Origin of the sequence: Maribellus sediminis, from assembly GCF_011799805.1 — a bacterium.
GTDB classification, from domain to species: Bacteria; Bacteroidota; Bacteroidia; order Bacteroidales; family Prolixibacteraceae; genus Draconibacterium; species Draconibacterium sediminis_A.
Genome location: NZ_WXUB01000001.1, coordinates 671,996 through 687,832 on the forward strand (window position 1 = coordinate 671,996; position 15,837 = coordinate 687,832).

13 protein-coding genes are annotated in these 15,837 nt (G+C 42.0%); 6 read left to right on the forward strand and 7 right to left on the reverse strand.

Translation table 11 applies throughout. The features are described from left to right. The first annotated feature begins 33 nt into the window (after positions 1–33). The 3 genes from HFD85_RS02535 (at position 34) to HFD85_RS02545 (ending at position 1,937) form a co-directional block, all read left to right on the forward strand. Entirely contained in the window at positions 34–612 is a 579-nt protein-coding gene (locus HFD85_RS02535; protein WP_167605031.1) for a LemA family protein, read from the forward strand. Positions 613–629: 17 nt separating this feature from the next. After that, on the forward strand, positions 630–1,067 hold the full coding sequence (locus HFD85_RS02540) for a TPM domain-containing protein (protein WP_167605032.1): 438 nt from the start codon (positions 630–632) through the stop codon (positions 1,065–1,067). Positions 1,068–1,160: 93 nt separating this feature from the next. Beyond that, positions 1,161–1,937, forward strand: a complete 777-nt coding sequence (locus HFD85_RS02545; protein ID WP_167605033.1) for a TPM domain-containing protein — start codon at positions 1,161–1,163, stop codon at positions 1,935–1,937. 200 nt (positions 1,938–2,137) lie between these two features. Here the strand turns inward: HFD85_RS02545 and HFD85_RS02550 are convergent, their stop codons facing one another. The 5 genes from HFD85_RS02550 to HFD85_RS02570 form a co-directional block, all read right to left on the reverse strand. Further along, on the reverse strand, positions 2,138–2,914 hold the full coding sequence (locus HFD85_RS02550; RefSeq protein ID WP_167605034.1) for a zinc ribbon domain-containing protein: 777 nt from the start codon (positions 2,912–2,914) through the stop codon (positions 2,138–2,140). A 108-nt stretch (positions 2,915–3,022) separates the two neighbouring features. After that, complete coding sequence (locus HFD85_RS02555) at positions 3,023–4,120, reverse strand: Nif3-like dinuclear metal center hexameric protein (protein ID WP_167605035.1); 1,098 nt, start codon at positions 4,118–4,120, stop codon at positions 3,023–3,025. Between the two features lie 21 nt (positions 4,121–4,141). After that, positions 4,142–4,519 (reverse strand): endonuclease domain-containing protein, encoded by a 378-nt coding sequence (locus HFD85_RS02560; protein WP_167605036.1) that lies wholly within the window; start codon positions 4,517–4,519, stop codon positions 4,142–4,144. Positions 4,520–4,618: 99 nt separating this feature from the next. Further along, a complete protein-coding gene (locus HFD85_RS02565) occupies positions 4,619–4,963 on the reverse strand; it encodes a MerR family transcriptional regulator (RefSeq protein WP_167605037.1) in 345 nt (114 codons plus the stop codon). Between the two features lie 146 nt (positions 4,964–5,109). Further along, positions 5,110–6,090 (reverse strand): M23 family metallopeptidase, encoded by a 981-nt coding sequence (locus HFD85_RS02570; protein WP_167605038.1) that lies wholly within the window; start codon positions 6,088–6,090, stop codon positions 5,110–5,112. 179 nt (positions 6,091–6,269) lie between these two features. Between HFD85_RS02570 and alaS the strand changes: the two genes are divergently transcribed. Next, positions 6,270–8,891, forward strand: a complete 2,622-nt coding sequence (gene alaS, locus HFD85_RS02575; RefSeq protein ID WP_167605039.1) for an alanine--tRNA ligase — start codon at positions 6,270–6,272, stop codon at positions 8,889–8,891. Between the two features lie 97 nt (positions 8,892–8,988). Here alaS and HFD85_RS02580 read toward each other — a convergent pair whose 3' ends face one another. Beyond that, positions 8,989–9,825 (reverse strand): hypothetical protein, encoded by an 837-nt coding sequence (locus HFD85_RS02580; protein ID WP_167605040.1) that lies wholly within the window; start codon positions 9,823–9,825, stop codon positions 8,989–8,991. Positions 9,826–10,088: 263 nt separating this feature from the next. Here HFD85_RS02580 and HFD85_RS02585 point away from each other — a divergent pair, with 263 nt between their 5' ends. Continuing rightward, on the forward strand, positions 10,089–13,157 hold the full coding sequence (locus HFD85_RS02585; RefSeq protein ID WP_167605041.1) for a cytochrome c biogenesis protein: 3,069 nt from the start codon (positions 10,089–10,091) through the stop codon (positions 13,155–13,157). 246 nt (positions 13,158–13,403) lie between these two features. Next, on the forward strand, positions 13,404–15,203 hold the full coding sequence (locus HFD85_RS02590) for an AMP-dependent synthetase/ligase (protein WP_167605042.1): 1,800 nt from the start codon (positions 13,404–13,406) through the stop codon (positions 15,201–15,203). 59 nt (positions 15,204–15,262) lie between these two features. On the opposite strand, the gene HFD85_RS02595 is transcribed toward HFD85_RS02590, so the two are convergent. Further along, entirely contained in the window at positions 15,263–15,703 is a 441-nt protein-coding gene (locus HFD85_RS02595; protein WP_167605043.1) for a cytochrome B, read from the reverse strand. Positions 15,704–15,837: the final 134 nt, after the last annotated feature.

Genomic DNA, 15,837 nt, shown 5'->3' on the forward strand with positions numbered 1-15,837 from the left:
AATATTTGCGGGTAACAATTAAATAGAATAAAAATGAAGAGACTAGGAATTGTATTGATAGCAGTAGTAAGTGCTTTTTTATTTTCCAGCTGTGGTTATAATAAAATGGTAGAGTTGGATGAACAGGTGACCTCCTCGTGGGCACAGGTTGAAAACGTGTATCAACGCCGGGCCGATTTGATTCCAAACCTGGTGAATACGGTAAAAGGTTACGCGTCGCACGAACAGGAAACATTGGAAGGCGTAATCGAAGCCCGTTCAAAAGCCACTTCTGTAAATATCGATCTTGAAAAATTAACTCCTGAAACCTTGCAACAGTTTAACCAGGCCCAAGATGGACTTTCGTCGGCATTGAGCAGGTTGATGGTTGTTGTAGAACGTTACCCGGATTTGAAAGCCAATCAGAATTTCCTCGATTTGCAGGCTCAGCTCGAAGGTACTGAGAACCGGATTGCAGTTGAAAGGCGAAAATTCAATCAAACAACACAAACCTATAATGCCTATATCCGAAAGTTCCCGAGAGTGATCTATGCCGGGTGGTTTGGATTTGATAAGAAAAGTTATTTTGAAGCGCAGCAAGGCGCAGAGAAGGCACCTGAAGTGCAATTTTAACTAAAGGAAGGCAGATAATGAGTGTACATAAATATTTTACAGAACAGGATAAATTACAAATTACCAATGCCATTCGGGTAGCTGAAACCAACACTTCGGGAGAGATCAGGTTACATGTCGAAAATAAGTGCCCTGGCGATGTTTTGGATCGGGCAGCTTATATTTTTGAAAAGCTGGAAATGCACAAAACGGAGCTTCGCAACGGGGTGCTTTTTTACCTGGCTGTTGAAGACCGCAAATTTGCCATACTTGGCGATGCCGGGATTAACCAGAAGGTAAATGATGATTTTTGGGAATGTACGAAGGAGAAGGTGATCGTTCATCTGAAAGACGGAAAATATGCCCAGGGACTGGCGGATGGGATAGTGATGGCAGGAGAACAGTTGAAAGCTCACTTTCCATATCAGAAAGATGATATCAACGAGCTTTCTGATGAAATATCATTTGGAAAATAATTAAATAAAACTTTCCGCTTTTTCTCTCCTTGTAAGGGGAGGTGCCCGCGTGAGGAAAGTGGGTGGATGGCAGAGGGATTAACATTAATAGAGATGAAAAAATTAATAATATTACTATTTGTATTGGTTGGTACAGTAACAAGCCTGATGGCCCAAATCCCTGATCGTCCCGTGCCTCCACGCCTGGTGAATGATTTTGCCGGACTTCTTCAAAAAGGTGAAGTAAAAAATATGGAGAATGCGCTGGAGCAGTTTGCACGTCAAACTTCAACGCAAATTGTTGTGGTAACAGTGCCCGATTTGGAAGGATATGCTCCGGGCGATTTTGCTCAACAAATTGGCGAGAAATGGGGAGTAGGTCAGAAAGGCGATGACAATGGACTCGTAATTCTGTTAAAACCCAAAACAAACGACAGCAGGGGAGAAGTGTTTGTAGCCACCGGTTATGGTTTAGAAGGTGTTTTGCCCGATGCTATAGTGAATCGCGAAATTGTGGATAACGAAATGATCCCGCGATTTAAAAACAACGATTATTACGGTGGGTTGGCTACTGGTATCAACGTAATTATGGATATTACCCGTGGTGAATACACTGCACAGCAATACCAGGAAAAAGTAAGCAGGGGAGGTTCTGCAGGAATTCCTTTCTTCATTATCCTATTTGTGCTTTTTATTTCGTTGTTCGGAAGAAGTCGCCGGCGCAGATTTTATACCGGCGGTAGTAGTCTGCCATTTTGGATGGCTATGGGAATGATGTCAGGAGGTCACCGTTCTTCGGGTTCGTTTGGTAACTTTTCGTCGGGGGGCGGAGGTTTTGGTGGATTCGGAGGCGGAAGCTTTGGCGGTGGCGGTGCCGGAGGAAGCTGGTAACCGAAACAGTTCAGAGTTTGTAGTTCAAAATTCAGTGTGGACTAAAAAGATATTTTCAAAACAATGTTTAAGTTGAAACCGTTTTCGGGATGCCGGGAACGGTTTTTAACTATTCCAAAGTTCCAAACGTTGGAATAGTTGCAACAAAAAAGCCGGTGCGTCAATTGACGGACCGGCTTTCTGATAAATATTGTAATAGCTTATTCAGCTACATCTTCAATTATGTTGATGTTTTCATCCACAAGAATACGTCCGCAATATTCGCAAACGATGATCTTTTTGCGGCTGGCAATATCAAGCTGGCGCTGTGGCGGGATCTTAGCAAAACATCCACCACAAGAATCGCGTTGAATGGTAACAACAGCCAGGCCGTTGCGAGCATTTTTGCGGATACGTTTAAACGCAGTAAGCAAACGCGGCTCGATAAACGACTCGATTTTTTCTGATTTACTTTTCAGTTTTTCTTCCTCGATCTTAGTTTCTTCAGTAATCTCTTTCAATTCACTTTTCTTGCGATCAAGGTCTTCTTCACGCTCTTTTAATTGCTTTTTCGAGTTGTCGATGGTTTCTTTTTTAATCGTCATCTCGGCAGTAAATTCCTTGATGCGTTTTTCCGACAGTTCAATTTCCAGGTTCTGGAATTCAATTTCTTTTGAGAGCGAGTCGAATTCACGGTTGTTACGAACATTGTTTTGTTGTTCGGTATATTTGGCAATCAATGCCTGTGAATCTTTGATCGCAATCTTTTTGTTATTGATGGCTGTATCCAGGTTTTTGATCTCGTCGTCCAAATTCACCAACCTGGTTTTCAACCCTGCAATATCGTCTTCAAGGTCTTGCACTTCCAGCGGAAGTTCACCCCGCAGAGTTTTTATTTTGTCAACTTCTGAAACCACACTTTGCAACTCGTGCAGTGCGCGCAGTTTTTCTTCAATAGAAATGTCTTTGTCGTCTTGCCTTGAATATGGTGCATTCATGCTGCTAATATTTAATTTTTATTTTCTTTCTGTTTTCAGGCTAATAACACTAACAGAGTGTTTTAAGTTCGTCACGTGCCGTTATTCCTGTATGTTCAAACCAAAAAATCAGAAGTAAAAAACCGGGTTGGTATTCACCTCTGACAAATGGACTGCAAATTTAGATAAATTTTTCGTAAGTAACTCATAAAAAAGTTCTTTAGTAAACTGTTCGCTCTCAAAATGTCCGATATCGGCAATTACTATTTTGTTTTCGGCATCGAAAAACTGGTGATACTTAAAATCGCCGGTAACAAAAAGGTCGGCACCGGCTGCGATAGCACGGTTTAGCAGGAACGAACCAGAGCCGCCGCAAACGGCCACTTTTTTTACTTTTTTATTCTGAAGTTGCGTGTGTCGGATAACTCCCGTATTGAATATTTCTTTTAATTGCTGAAGAAATTTGGTTTCGTCCAGTTCTTCCGGTAACGTTCCGATCATTCCCATTCCTACCTGGTCGAATTTATTATCAAGCGGATAAATATCGTAAGCTACTTCTTCGTATGGGTGAGCATTAAGTAAGGCTGAAATCACCTGTCCTTGAATGTAAGCCGGAAAAATGGTTTCGAAGCGAATCTCGTTCTCGTAATGTTGCTCGCCTTTTTTGCCCACATAAGGATTTGTGGTATCGTCGCCACGAAAAGTGCCTTGACCGTGAATGTTGAAACTGCACGAATCATAATTGCCAATGTGTCCGGCGCCGGCTTCAAAAACAGACTGTCGCACTTTTTCTGCATGATCGACAGGAACAAAAGTTACCAGCTTTTTTAGCAGCCCATCTGCCGGTTGAAGAATCCTGCAATTTTCAAGACCCAGTTTTTCGCAGATCTTGCCGTTTACCCCACCCGTAACACTATCAAGATTGGTATGAGCCGCATAAATGGCCACATCATTTTTTATGGCTTTTAGCAATGTGCGTTCCACATAGTTTTTACCTGTAATTTTTTTGAGGCCCGAAAAAACAATCGGATGGTGGGCTACAATCAATTCACATTTTTTTTGAATGGCTTCTTCCACAACGTCCTCCGTAACATCGAGGGTAATCAGCACGTTTGTTATTTCTGAATTCTGGTCGCCCAAAATTAATCCGGCATTGTCGTACGATTCCTGCAAACGCAGTGGTGCAAAACTTTCAAGGAAGTTGCTTATGTCTTTAATTTTTGTCATCAGAAAAAGTTAATTTGCCCTTTAGGGTAAATTCAAAATATATTCTTTTATAACTGCTAATGTACCTATTAAGTTATTATTGATGTCTTCATTTTTTATCCGAAGTATCCGCAAATCTCCACTTTTTAAGATTTCTTCCCGGTATAAATCTTTTTGTTTTTGAAAATCGTGGATTTTGCCATCTACTTCAATAATCAACTTTTTTTCAGCACAATAAAAATCGGGAATAAAATATTTAGGTTCATGATTAATTCGATCGTAGATAATAGGATGTTGTCGTAAAAATTTCAAACCTAACAATTTTCTCCCACTAAGTTTTTGCCAAAGCATATTTTCCTCTTCCGTCATTACACGGCGGAGTTTTCGTGCTCTACTTATAGGTGAATAGTTATTACTCATAATATTATTTTAGACTCTCCCTCTCTACGCGTAGAGAGGGACGATTGTGACGTAGTCGCGATCAGGGTGAGTCTCTTTGATGGGGAATTACCTTTGAAACTACTCATTATCCAAATTCTGACTTATTTCAACGAGTTCCTGTTTTATATCCTGTAACTTTTTTACAATTTCGTAATTGTTCAGGGTATCCTCGCGGTTGTCTTTCAATTTCTTTTGTGCGCCTTTAATGGTGAGTCCACGATCTTTTACAAGGTGATTAATCAGACGGATGGTTTCAATGTCGTCCTTGGTAAAAAGCCGGTTTCCTTTTTTATTCTTGAATGGTTTCAGTGCGTCGAACTGTTGCTCCCAGTAACGGATGTGCGAAGGATTCAGCCCAAACATTTCGGATACTTCACCCACCGAGTAGTAAATTTTTTCTATTTCAGGTTTTTTATAAGGCACTGCTTCGATTTTGAGATACCAAGATAAACAGATTTTGGAATCGGGGCAAAATAAAAAACTTCCATTGGTTATGCCAATGGAAGTTCCATTTTATCTTTTTTAAAATCTGATCAAGTATCGAGAACCCGGAATCAAGTTTCCAACAATTAGTCAAGCGTTTGACCGATGTTCGACGAAATTGCGATCATTTTGTCGTATTCCTGTGGCGTGAGGTCCTGGAATACATAATAAGCCGGGTTCACTCTTTTACCATCTTTGTGTACTTCGTAGTGAACATGCGGTGCGGTAGATCCACCCGAGTTACCCACATAGCCGATAATATCGCCACGTTTTACTTTCTGACCCCGTTTAACATTGAACTCGTTCATGTGCCCGTAAACTGTTTCATAGCCGTAACCATGATCTATCTTCACACTCAGTCCAAGTCCAATGCGACTTCTTTTCGAACCCTGAACTTCGGTAACCGTACCATCACCGGTAGCGTAAATGGGCGTGCCGATAGGTGCAGTAAAATCGAGTCCCCAGTGCATTTTACGAACCTTGTAAATGGGGTGAATGCGATATCCGAATCCACTTGATGTGCGCTTCAGGTCTTTGTTCGTTACCGGTTGTATTGCAGGAAGACAGGCGAGCATTTTTTCTTTGTTCAATGCCAGGTTCAGAACTTCGTCATACGATTTCGACTGTATATATGCTTGCTTTGAAATAACATCCAGTTTGTGAGCAGTTGCAATGATCAGCTCCGAATTGTCCATTCCTTCGAGGTGCGAATATTTGTTTACACCACCAAATCCGGCTTCCCTAACTGATGAAGGGATCGGTTCAGCCTCGAAAATAACCCGGTAAATATTATCGTCGCGCTGCTGCAAATCGCTTAGAACCTGTTCAACCTTATCTAAATCCTTCGACATCAACTCGTACTGCGAAAGCAATTGTTTGTTTTCACGCTTCAATGCTTTTGTTTTTGGTGTTTCGTAGAAATTCAGAAACACAACAACAAAAACCAATGCCAGCGCAAAACTGCTCGACAGGTAAGTCAAAATTCTGGACGCTTTCTCTTTCCAGGTAAGACCTATGCTTTCGTAGTTAAGGGTGTCTGGATTAAATTTATACTTCTTTCTTGCCATAAAGGCTGGTTTTTATTCCTCTTACAATCTAAATTAATTAAAACCTATAACTTTGCATGGTTTTAAAAAAACGTGATATTTTCACGCGGCAAATGTAAGTAAATAACTCATAACTAGGGTTTTTATTTTATTTGCATTAAATAATTTTAACAAAATCGTAAACATTTACAGACGGTAACATGAAGACTTCTAAAGAGATACGTGCAGCATTTCTCGACTTTTTTAAGGAGAAAGAACATCAGATTGTCAATTCGGCGCCAATGGTTGTGAAGGGCGATCCAACGCTGATGTTCACAAACGCTGGGATGAACCAGTTTAAAGACTGGTTTTTGGGAAATGAGCCGGTGAAGTGGCCTCGTGTTGCCGATACCCAGAAATGTTTGCGTGTTTCAGGGAAGCACAACGACCTGGAAGAAGTGGGGCTCGATACTTATCACCACACCATGTTCGAGATGTTGGGTAACTGGTCGTTTGGCGACTATTTTAAAAAGGAAGCCATCGATTGGGCCTGGGAATTTTTGGTAGATAGAATGGGAATTGACAGCAGCCGTTTGTATGCAACCGTTTTTGAAGGAAGTGCCGATGATAACCTGGAGCGCGACGATGAAGCTGCCGGTTACTGGGAAAAATACCTTCCCAAAGATCGTGTACTGAACGGAAGCAAAAAAGATAATTTCTGGGAAATGGGCGATACAGGTCCGTGTGGCCCTTGTTCCGAAGTTCATGTTGATATTCGTCCGCAGGAAGAAGTGGATAAACTTTCGGGACGCGAACTGGTGAATAAAGACCACCCACAGGTGATTGAAATCTGGAACCTGGTTTTTATTCAGTTTAATCGTAAAGCAAATGGTGCTTTAGAAGAATTACCCGCCAAACATGTTGATACCGGGATGGGCTTCGAACGCCTGTGTATGGTTTTGCAGGGCGTTACTTCCAATTACGATACCGATGTATTTCAGAGTACAATTGCTGAAATTGGTAAGCTAAGCAACAAAAATTATGGCGACGATTTAAAATCGGACATTGCCATGCGTGTTATTGCCGACCATCTTCGCGCAGTGGCTTTTGCCATTGCCGAAGGTCAGTTACCTTCAAACAATAAGGCCGGTTATGTAATCCGCCGTATTTTGCGCCGCGCGGTTCGTTACGGATATACTTTCCTCGATTTCAGGGAAGCTACCATTTATCGATTGATCGAGGTGCTAAAAAATACCATGGGAGAAGCTTTCCCTGAATTGGTAAGTCAGCAGCAATTAATAGAAAAGGTGATCAAAGAGGAGGAGGAATCTTTCTTACGCACCCTTTCTACCGGTATTAAGTTACTCGATGATTTAATGAGCAAAGCAAAAGCCGAGGGTAAAACAGAAATTGCCGGAAAAGATGCTTTTGTGCTTTACGATACCTATGGATTTCCGCTCGACCTTACCGAGTTGATCACCCGCGAAAATGATTTGGGTGTCGATCAAAAAGGTTTTGCAGTTGAAATGCAGGCTCAAAAAGACCGTTCGAGAAATGCAGCGGCCCAGGAAACTGACGATTGGGTGGAACTGCGCAAAATTGATAAAACTGAATTCCTCGGTTACGACCGACTGGAAGCCGAAGTACGTATTGCCCGCTACCGCAAGGTGAGCCAAAAGAAAAAATCATTCTACCAACTGGTATTCGATCAAACTCCGTTTTACGGCGAATCGGGTGGCCAGGTTGGCGACTCGGGCTACATTGAATTCGAAGGGGCCAAAACCCGCATTTTCGATACACAAAAAGAAAATAACCTGATCGTTCACCTCGTGGAAAAACTTCCTGAAAATCCGGAAGAATATTTCCAGGCTGTTGTGGATGGAAAACGCAGAACTAATATTGCCAATAATCACACGGCCACTCACTTATTGCATGCTGCTTTACGTGAGGTGCTGGGAACGCATGTTGAGCAAAAAGGTTCGTTGGTAAATGCCGACCATTTGCGCTTCGACTTTTCGCATTTCCAGAAAATGACCGAAGAAGAAATTGAGCAGGTTGAATTGCTGGTAAATCGAAAAATACGTCAAAACTCGGCGCTCGAAGAAAACCGCGAGACTCCGATTGCTGAAGCCAGAGAAGCCGGCGCCATGATGTTATTTGGCGAAAAATATGGTGAAACTGTTCGTACCATTAAATTTGGTGAATCGATAGAATTATGTGGAGGAACCCACGTAGCATCGACCGGGCAGATCGGACTTTTAAAAATTGTTTCGGAAAGTGCCATTGCAGCCGGTGTTCGGCGTATTGAAGCCATCACTGCCGACCACGCCGAGAAATTCATCAATGAACAACTGGGAATATTGAAAAATATCCAGGAAGTGATAAAAGGATCGAAAGATGTGCTGGGGCAGATTACTGCGCTGATGCAACAGAATTCGGAATTATCGAAACAGATTGAGAGTTTCCAGCGCGAACAGATGAAAATTGCTAAAGCCAACCTGAAAAGCAAGGTACTGCAGGAGCATGGTGTAAACATTATCGCGCAAAAAATCGATTTGGATAATGCCGCATTGATTAAAGACCTGGCCTTCCAGTTAAAAGGAGAGGTTGAAGATCTGTACCTGGTACTTGGTGCCGAAATAAACGGGAAGCCAAATCTTACCATCATGATCTCTGAAAATATCGTGGAAGAAAAAGGATTGAATGCCGGGCAGATTGTACGCGAAGCCGGTAAAGAAATACAGGGTGGCGGTGGAGGCCAGCCATTTTACGCAACTGCAGGAGGTAAAAATGCTGCAGGAATTGACGCCGCAATCGAAAAAGCACTTTCGTTTTTACAGTAAGTAATTAGTAAGCTAAAATACAACAGCAGCTATCTTTAAAAATAGCTGCTGTTTTTATTTATAGTTACATCTGTTTCAGTTGCAAAAGAAGCGATAACTACTGATTAGCCATGACTCTGTCAATAACTTCCCATAATTCTGATTTAACAAGTAATCTTGAATTGTTGGTTTGTTCCATTAGCTTACTGACGTCTTCGTTTGGATGAGCCTTTGAGGTGGCGTCGTTGTAATTCGCCGTTCCGATTTGAGCAAAATTGGAAAAATAATTAACTGTAACATACTGAAAATCGAGTCCGTAGCCCGAGGGAAAGACTCTTCCCCAAAGCGACCAGCCAACCCGCGAACCGGCTTTGATAAATTCATTATGAATCGGCTTCCAAACCTCAACCTCCGTATTGTAGTATTCACTATCGTGTCCCTGTTTAACCTTCATGTAATCAAGTTGAAGGTATTTAAAATCACCCGGGCCGCCTTCAGGAAAAACAAATTCCATTCTGTTCATCAGATTACTGCCAACCATTTTGCGGGTTTTCATGGTTTCTTCAAATACTTTGTCAACATCAATATCGCCAAGTACTTCAGCAGGATCTATGTCTGCCCATGGATTTTCCAGTTTATTTTTGTCAGAGAATAAGGTTACAGTAACATAATTGTAAGGATCGTCAGAGGCGGTGTAATGCACCTTGTATAAGTACCACCCAACAATAAGTCCTTTGTCGATTCGCGCCTGATGTAGCTTCTTCCAGGTGTTTAGCTCCATTTCAACATAGTTCCCTTCGTTACCGGGGGTGGTTTTCATAAACTCTACCAGACCAAATAGTGGGCTCGGACTGTCTTGTCCCTGCATAGTTAAGGGAGCAAAACCCAACATAAAAACCAACGCAGTGCATAAAAGCACTGTTTTTTTAAAATTGTTGCACATCGTGTTCATCATGTAGTTTTTTAGTATTAATAATTAAGCAGATATAATTTACGATATATTTTCAGAATAAAATAGCATTAACTCTTTTAATTAATTGAAAATATGTGAATTGATCGAAGTCTTTCGGGGAAGCCAATTGGTCATATGTTTTGGATTAAATACTTTTAAGTCGGGTTTTATGCTTCTTTCTTTGATTTATTCTAAATAAGAATTATTTTCAGCCTCATTATCATTTATCCGATGTCTGAAGAGATTTCGAACCAATTTCAAAAACTATGAAGAAGCTGTATGCCTTTTTAACATCGCTGCCCTTTATGTCTTTTATTTTTCTGGCCCTCGCGTTTTCTATGGCGATCGCTACTTTTGTTGAAAGCAGCTATGGCACTCCAACGGCTCGCGCCCTGGTTTACAACACGCATTGGTTCGAAGCTTTATGGGGATTATTTGCATTTAACTTGCTGAATAATATCTTTCGCTACCGGTTTTTTACATCCCGACGATTCACTCTGGGCTTGTTTCATGTTTCATTTCTGGTAATGATTCTGGGGGGCGGCATTACACGCTACTTCAGTTTCGAAGGAATGATGCACATTCGCGAGAATGAGAGTGCCAATTATATCCTTTCGTCGGAAGATTATTTTTATGCCGGATTCGGGGATCAGGAGAAAGATAAAGTAGTTCGTTTCTCCGAGATCACACCCAAACAATATAAAGCGAAGTTCGATGTAAACGGACTTAAAGTAAAGGTAAAGTCGACCGGATTTATCGAGAATGCGGAGCGGAAAGCTATTCCGGCAGAAAAAGGCGATCCGGTTATCGATTTTGTATTTGCTACACCCGGTGGTCAGGGCATGCAGTCGTACATGTTCCGAATGGGTGATGTGCTCAATCATCCTGGATTTACTGCTGGTTTTAATGTCCCGGAAGAAAAGCTTATTAATTTCTTTCTTCGCGACGGTCAACTGTATCTAACTTCTTTTGCAAGCTTGGAAGAAACTACCATGGCGAGTCAGGAAACAGTGGCTTTTAATCCCGGCGATACGATTCCGGTGAAACCAATGTTCTTGTATGGATTTGGGGATTACCGGTTTTTGGTGCGGAATTATTACCCGAGTGCCACTTTTACTGCAGTTAAAAGTCAGGGCGAAACCAATGAAGATGCGGTATTTATCGAAATTTCGGATGGCATAAAAAAACAAACAGTTCCGGTTTTCGGTCATTCAGGAATGGCACCCGACACGGTTCGTGTTCCTTTGGGCGACGGAACCTTAAAACTGGCTTATGGCGCTATGCCTCGCATCGTACCCTTTAGTATTTACCTGAAGGATTTTCAAATGGAGCGCTACCCCGGATCGGAGTCGCCTTCGTCTTACGCTTCCGAAGTCGTGTTGCAGGATCAGGCGAAAGGTATAACGGAGAATATTCGAATTTTCATGAATAATACACTAACACACCGGGGATATAAGTTTTTCCAGTCGTCGTATGATATGGATGAAAAGGGAACGATTCTGTCGGTGAACTATGATTTCCTGGGAACATGGGTTTCCTACCTTGGATATTTCCTGTTGTTTATCGGTATCGTTACATCGCTCATCAATAAGAATTCATATTTCCAGTTCCTGGCTCAAAAGCTTAAAAACAGTACAGTAAAATCTTTGCTGCTGCTCGCCACGCTCGGAAGTCTTGCTTTTGGTGCTTCGGCACAAAGCGGAGTGGGGGCAGGCATTCCTGATATCGATGATGAAGTAGTACAGGAATTCAGCGAATTGTGGGTGCAGGGAGTTGACGGGAGAATAGAACCAATCTCGACTTTAACCAGTGAAATTGTTCGAAAAGTTAGCCGGAAATCGTCGTTGTACGGATTATCGCCCGATGAGGTGGTATTGAGCATGATGACGCATCCCGAGATTTGGCGTTCGATGCCTTTTGTTCGGGTGTCGGATAAGGTTCTGGCTGCTCAGCTTGGAGCTGTCGATAATAAATATGTAAGCATTGAATCGTTGTTTGACGAACAAGGCAATTACCGAATTTTGGAACCGGTACGCGCAGCTTATGCAAAAGCTCCGGCTTTCCGGAACCGAATCGAAAAGGAATACCTGTACCTCGATGAACGCGTGAATATTGCTTTCATGGTTTTCCAGGGATCGATGTTCAACCTGTTTCCGCGTGAACATACCGAAGATCCATGGTATGCCCCGGGAGCGGTAGCCGCAGAATATACCGATGGTGATTCGATCTTTATTAAAAGTGGATTTCAGTTGTTCCTCCAATCTATTGTGGATAATAATTCTGCTGATGCCGTTCAGATATTACAGGCACTGGAAAACTTTCAGACGAAGTATGGCGGTGATTTAATTCCAGGAGAAACAAAACGGAATATAGAGATTTTATACAACGATGTAAATCCGTTCAAACGTATTTTCCCTTATTACCTGATGTTCGGATTCCTGTTGTTGTTTGTATTGCTGGTAAATATATTCCGACAAAAACCATTACCACGTGTAATCAAATACAGCTTTGCTTCGGTAATTGTGCTGCTGTTTCTTGTACATACGGCCGGACTGGTGCTGCGCTGGTACATTTCCGGGCACGCTCCCTGGAGTAACGGTTTCGAATCGGTGGTTTATGTGGCCTGGGCCGCAATGCTGGCAGGAATCATTTTTGGTCGAAAATACCCGCTGGTAATCGGTACAGCTGCTTTTCTTTCCGGAATTGCATTGTTTGTAGCTCACCTGAGTTGGATGAATCCTGAAGTCACACCTTTGGTTCCGGTGCTCAAATCATACTGGTTAACCATTCACGTGGCCATTATCACAGCAAGTTATGGTTTCCTGGGGCTGAGTACTTTCCTTGGCGTTTTAACGATGATTTTGTTTGTGATGCGTAACAACAGAAACGCTGAACGTGTGAGTGGTTTTATCGAACAACTGACAACCATTAACGAAATGTCGGCAACCGTAGGTTTGTACGCGCTTACTTTTGGTACCTTCCTTGGCGGTGTTTGGGCCAACGAAAGCTGGGGGCGTTACTGGGGCTGGGATCCCAAAGAAACCTGGGCACTGATAACAGTAGTTGTTTATTCATTTATTGTGCACATGCGTTTGATCCCCCCATTAAAAGGTGTATTCAATTACAATTTCGCGTCAATTCTGGGATTTGCTTCAGTATTGATGACGTATTTCGGGGTGAACTACTACCTTTCTGGATTGCATTCTTACGGAAAAGGAGTGGCCGACGGAGTGAACCCGGCAGTGCCAATCAGTTTTGCTGTTTTGGCCGGATTAATTATTTGGGCTTATATAAAGGATTCGAATTTCGAAAAGGCAAAATCGCAAAAAGAATAGGCTGAATAATTCTAATTTTTCGTTGAAAATTTGAAGTAAAATATCAGCGATAAGCATTAACATAATTATTTATTTTTGGAACATTTTGCTCGGATAGTCGATCGTTGTCCTTTTAATGTTCTGTAATACAGGCATATGTAATTATTTAGAATATTTAAAAATAGCGACGTTCTTCATATCCCAATTCAAATTTTTAAAATGTGGAAAAACAAAACTATTATCTTTCGCCGTTTTTAAAATTTATTTATGGCACAGACAGTTACCCGTACTTTTGACATTCTCGAACGCACATTAAATGAATTTCCAAGAGAAGATGCTTTAGGAGGTAAAAAGGGGAGTGAGTGGTACACTTATTCCACGGCCGAATACCACCGGAAATCGCACCAGTTCGCCATGGGTTTAATGGCGCTTGGTTTAAAGAAAGGCGATAAGGTGGCAACCGTAACCAACAATCGTCCGGAATGGAATTTTGCTGATATGGGAATGGCAATGACCGGTGTGGTTCATGTGCCCATTTATCCAACTTTGGGAGAAGAAGAATACCGTTACATTCTGAAGCACGCCGAAGTAAAAATGATTCTGGTTGGCGATGCCAAGCTGCATGAGAAAATTCTTCCGTTGGCGAATTTACTCGAGTTGCCTTTTGTCTATTCTTTTGATGAGGTTGAAGGCGTAAAGAATTACCAGGAAGTTCTTGAGCTTGGTGAATCAAAAAGTGGAGAGCTAGCGGATAAATTAGAGGAAATAAAAGCTTCGATTACGCCTGACGATCTGGCTACATTAATATATACCTCAGGAACAACTGGTGTTCCTAAAGGTGTGATGTTGACACAGGAAAACCTGGTTTCAAACTTTGTGTCACACGCAGCCATGCACCACCTTGGAAAAGACCATCGTGTAATCAGTTTTCTCCCGTTGTGTCATGTTTACGAACGAAGCGTAAATTACCATTTTCAATACAAGGGAATGGGAGTTTATTATGTCGGTAACCTGTCGCAGATTGTTGGTGCGATTAGGGAGATAAAACCGCACATGTTTAATTCGGTTCCGCGTTTACTCGAAAAAGTATACGATGGTTTTGTTGCTAAAGGGAAGGAACTCAGCGGAATTAAAAAGGCTCTGTATTTCTGGGCTCTCGACCTTACACAGCATTTTGAATACAACAAAAAATATGGCCCGATCCTAAGCCTCAAAATAAAAATTGCCGATAAACTGATCTACTCGAAATGGCGCGAAGCGCTTGGCGGTAACATTGTTTATGTGGTTTCTGGCGGTGCCGCACTGCAACCCCGAATTGCCCGTGTTTTAGGAATGGCCGGAATGTATAACCTCGAGGGTTACGGACTTACTGAAACCTCACCTGTGATTGCGGTAAATAATCCGGCTAAAAATGAGATGAAAATTGGAACAGTAGGACCAATTCTCGATGGAGTGGAAGTAAAAATAGCCAACGACGGTGAAATCCTTTGTAAGGGTCCGGGTGTTATGAAAGGCTATTACAAAGCACCTGAACTGACCGACGAAGTGATTGATGAGAATGGCTGGTTCCATACCGGCGATATCGGAATTATGGAGGAAGGCAAATACCTGAAGATCACTGATCGTAAAAAAGAGATTTTCAAGTTGTCGGGTGGTAAATACATTGCACCGCAAATGATCGAGAACAAGCTGAAAGCTTCGAACCTGATTGAACAGGTAATGGTTATTGGTGCCAACGAAAAATTTGCAAGTGCGCTTATTTCACCAAACTTCCCCTTGCTTCATGATTGGGCAGCGCAGCATAAACTGCATTACGAAGACAACAAAGCATTGATACAGCTTCCGGAAGTGGTTTCACTTATTCAGAAGGAAGTTTCAAAAATAAACAAAACACTGGGAAGCCACGAACAGATCAACCGCATCCGGCTGGTTTGTGAAGAGTGGTCGCCGGCATCGGGCGAATTGTCTCCAACATTAAAACTACGCAGAAATATGGTGGCTGTGAAATACCAGCACCTGATCGACGATATTTATTCTGTAAGAAAACAAAGCGAAGTGGCGTACTAAGAAACGCTGTCTAAACCAAACTTAGAAAAGGTTGTGGAATTTTTCTGCAGCCTTTTTTTCTAAAACATTGCCCGGTCCCATGGAATGGCCATCAGGATAACCAACAACGAAATACCATAAAAAATAAAGGAACTCCGGTGTTTCTTCCAGCCCGGCAGATCTTTCTTCGTTCGCGATTTACCAATGTGAACCAGGGCCAGCGCAATCACCATTATCAGTATGTGTTCCACTGCATAAAAACGCAGCGTCTCGTTTTTCATGGCAGCACCAAAATCGTTAAACGCGGCTTTGGTCATCGGGCTAAGGAATACATAAAGCACCAGGCCGATCAAAAACTGAATATCCATTAATATCGTAAGAACAAGACCTGATATTTTTCCCGACTTAGTCCATTCGCTTCTTTTTATCCATCCTGCGAGGGAGATAACAATAGCAACTACCAGTGCAATTAAAACTAACCAGCGGAAACCACTGTGTGCGTGTAATAATCCGTTATACATAATTTCTAATTTTTATCAATCTAACAGTTGTTACGGGTTTTGGTTGAAAATAATTTTAAAAAGATACTGAAAAAATGGACCGTTCCAGCTTATACGGTTTTATTCTCAGGGCTGAACGGAATATTATTATCTTT

Excerpts from the sequence above, each read along its gene's own strand:
- HFD85_RS02535 (WP_167605031.1), top strand. The coding sequence starts at position 34 with ATGAAGAGACTAGGAATTGTATTGATAGCAGTAGTAAGTGCTTTTTTA.
- HFD85_RS02555 (WP_167605035.1), bottom strand. The coding sequence starts at position 4,120 with ATGACAAAAATTAAAGACATAAGCAACTTCCTTGAAAGTTTTGCACCA.
- alaS (WP_167605039.1), top strand. The coding sequence starts at position 6,270 with ATGAAGACTTCTAAAGAGATACGTGCAGCATTTCTCGACTTTTTTAAG.
- HFD85_RS02580 (WP_167605040.1), bottom strand. The coding sequence starts at position 9,825 with ATGATGAACACGATGTGCAACAATTTTAAAAAAACAGTGCTTTTATGC.
- HFD85_RS02585 (WP_167605041.1), top strand. The coding sequence starts at position 10,089 with ATGAAGAAGCTGTATGCCTTTTTAACATCGCTGCCCTTTATGTCTTTT.
- HFD85_RS02590 (WP_167605042.1), top strand. The coding sequence starts at position 13,404 with ATGGCACAGACAGTTACCCGTACTTTTGACATTCTCGAACGCACATTA.
- HFD85_RS02570 (WP_167605038.1), bottom strand. The coding sequence starts at position 6,090 with ATGGCAAGAAAGAAGTATAAATTTAATCCAGACACCCTTAACTACGAA.
- HFD85_RS02560 (WP_167605036.1), bottom strand. The coding sequence starts at position 4,519 with ATGAGTAATAACTATTCACCTATAAGTAGAGCACGAAAACTCCGCCGT.
- HFD85_RS02550 (WP_167605034.1), bottom strand. The coding sequence starts at position 2,914 with ATGAATGCACCATATTCAAGGCAAGACGACAAAGACATTTCTATTGAA.
- HFD85_RS02540 (WP_167605032.1), top strand. The coding sequence starts at position 630 with ATGAGTGTACATAAATATTTTACAGAACAGGATAAATTACAAATTACC.
- HFD85_RS02595 (WP_167605043.1), bottom strand. The coding sequence starts at position 15,703 with ATGTATAACGGATTATTACACGCACACAGTGGTTTCCGCTGGTTAGTT.
- HFD85_RS02545 (WP_167605033.1), top strand. The coding sequence starts at position 1,161 with ATGAAAAAATTAATAATATTACTATTTGTATTGGTTGGTACAGTAACA.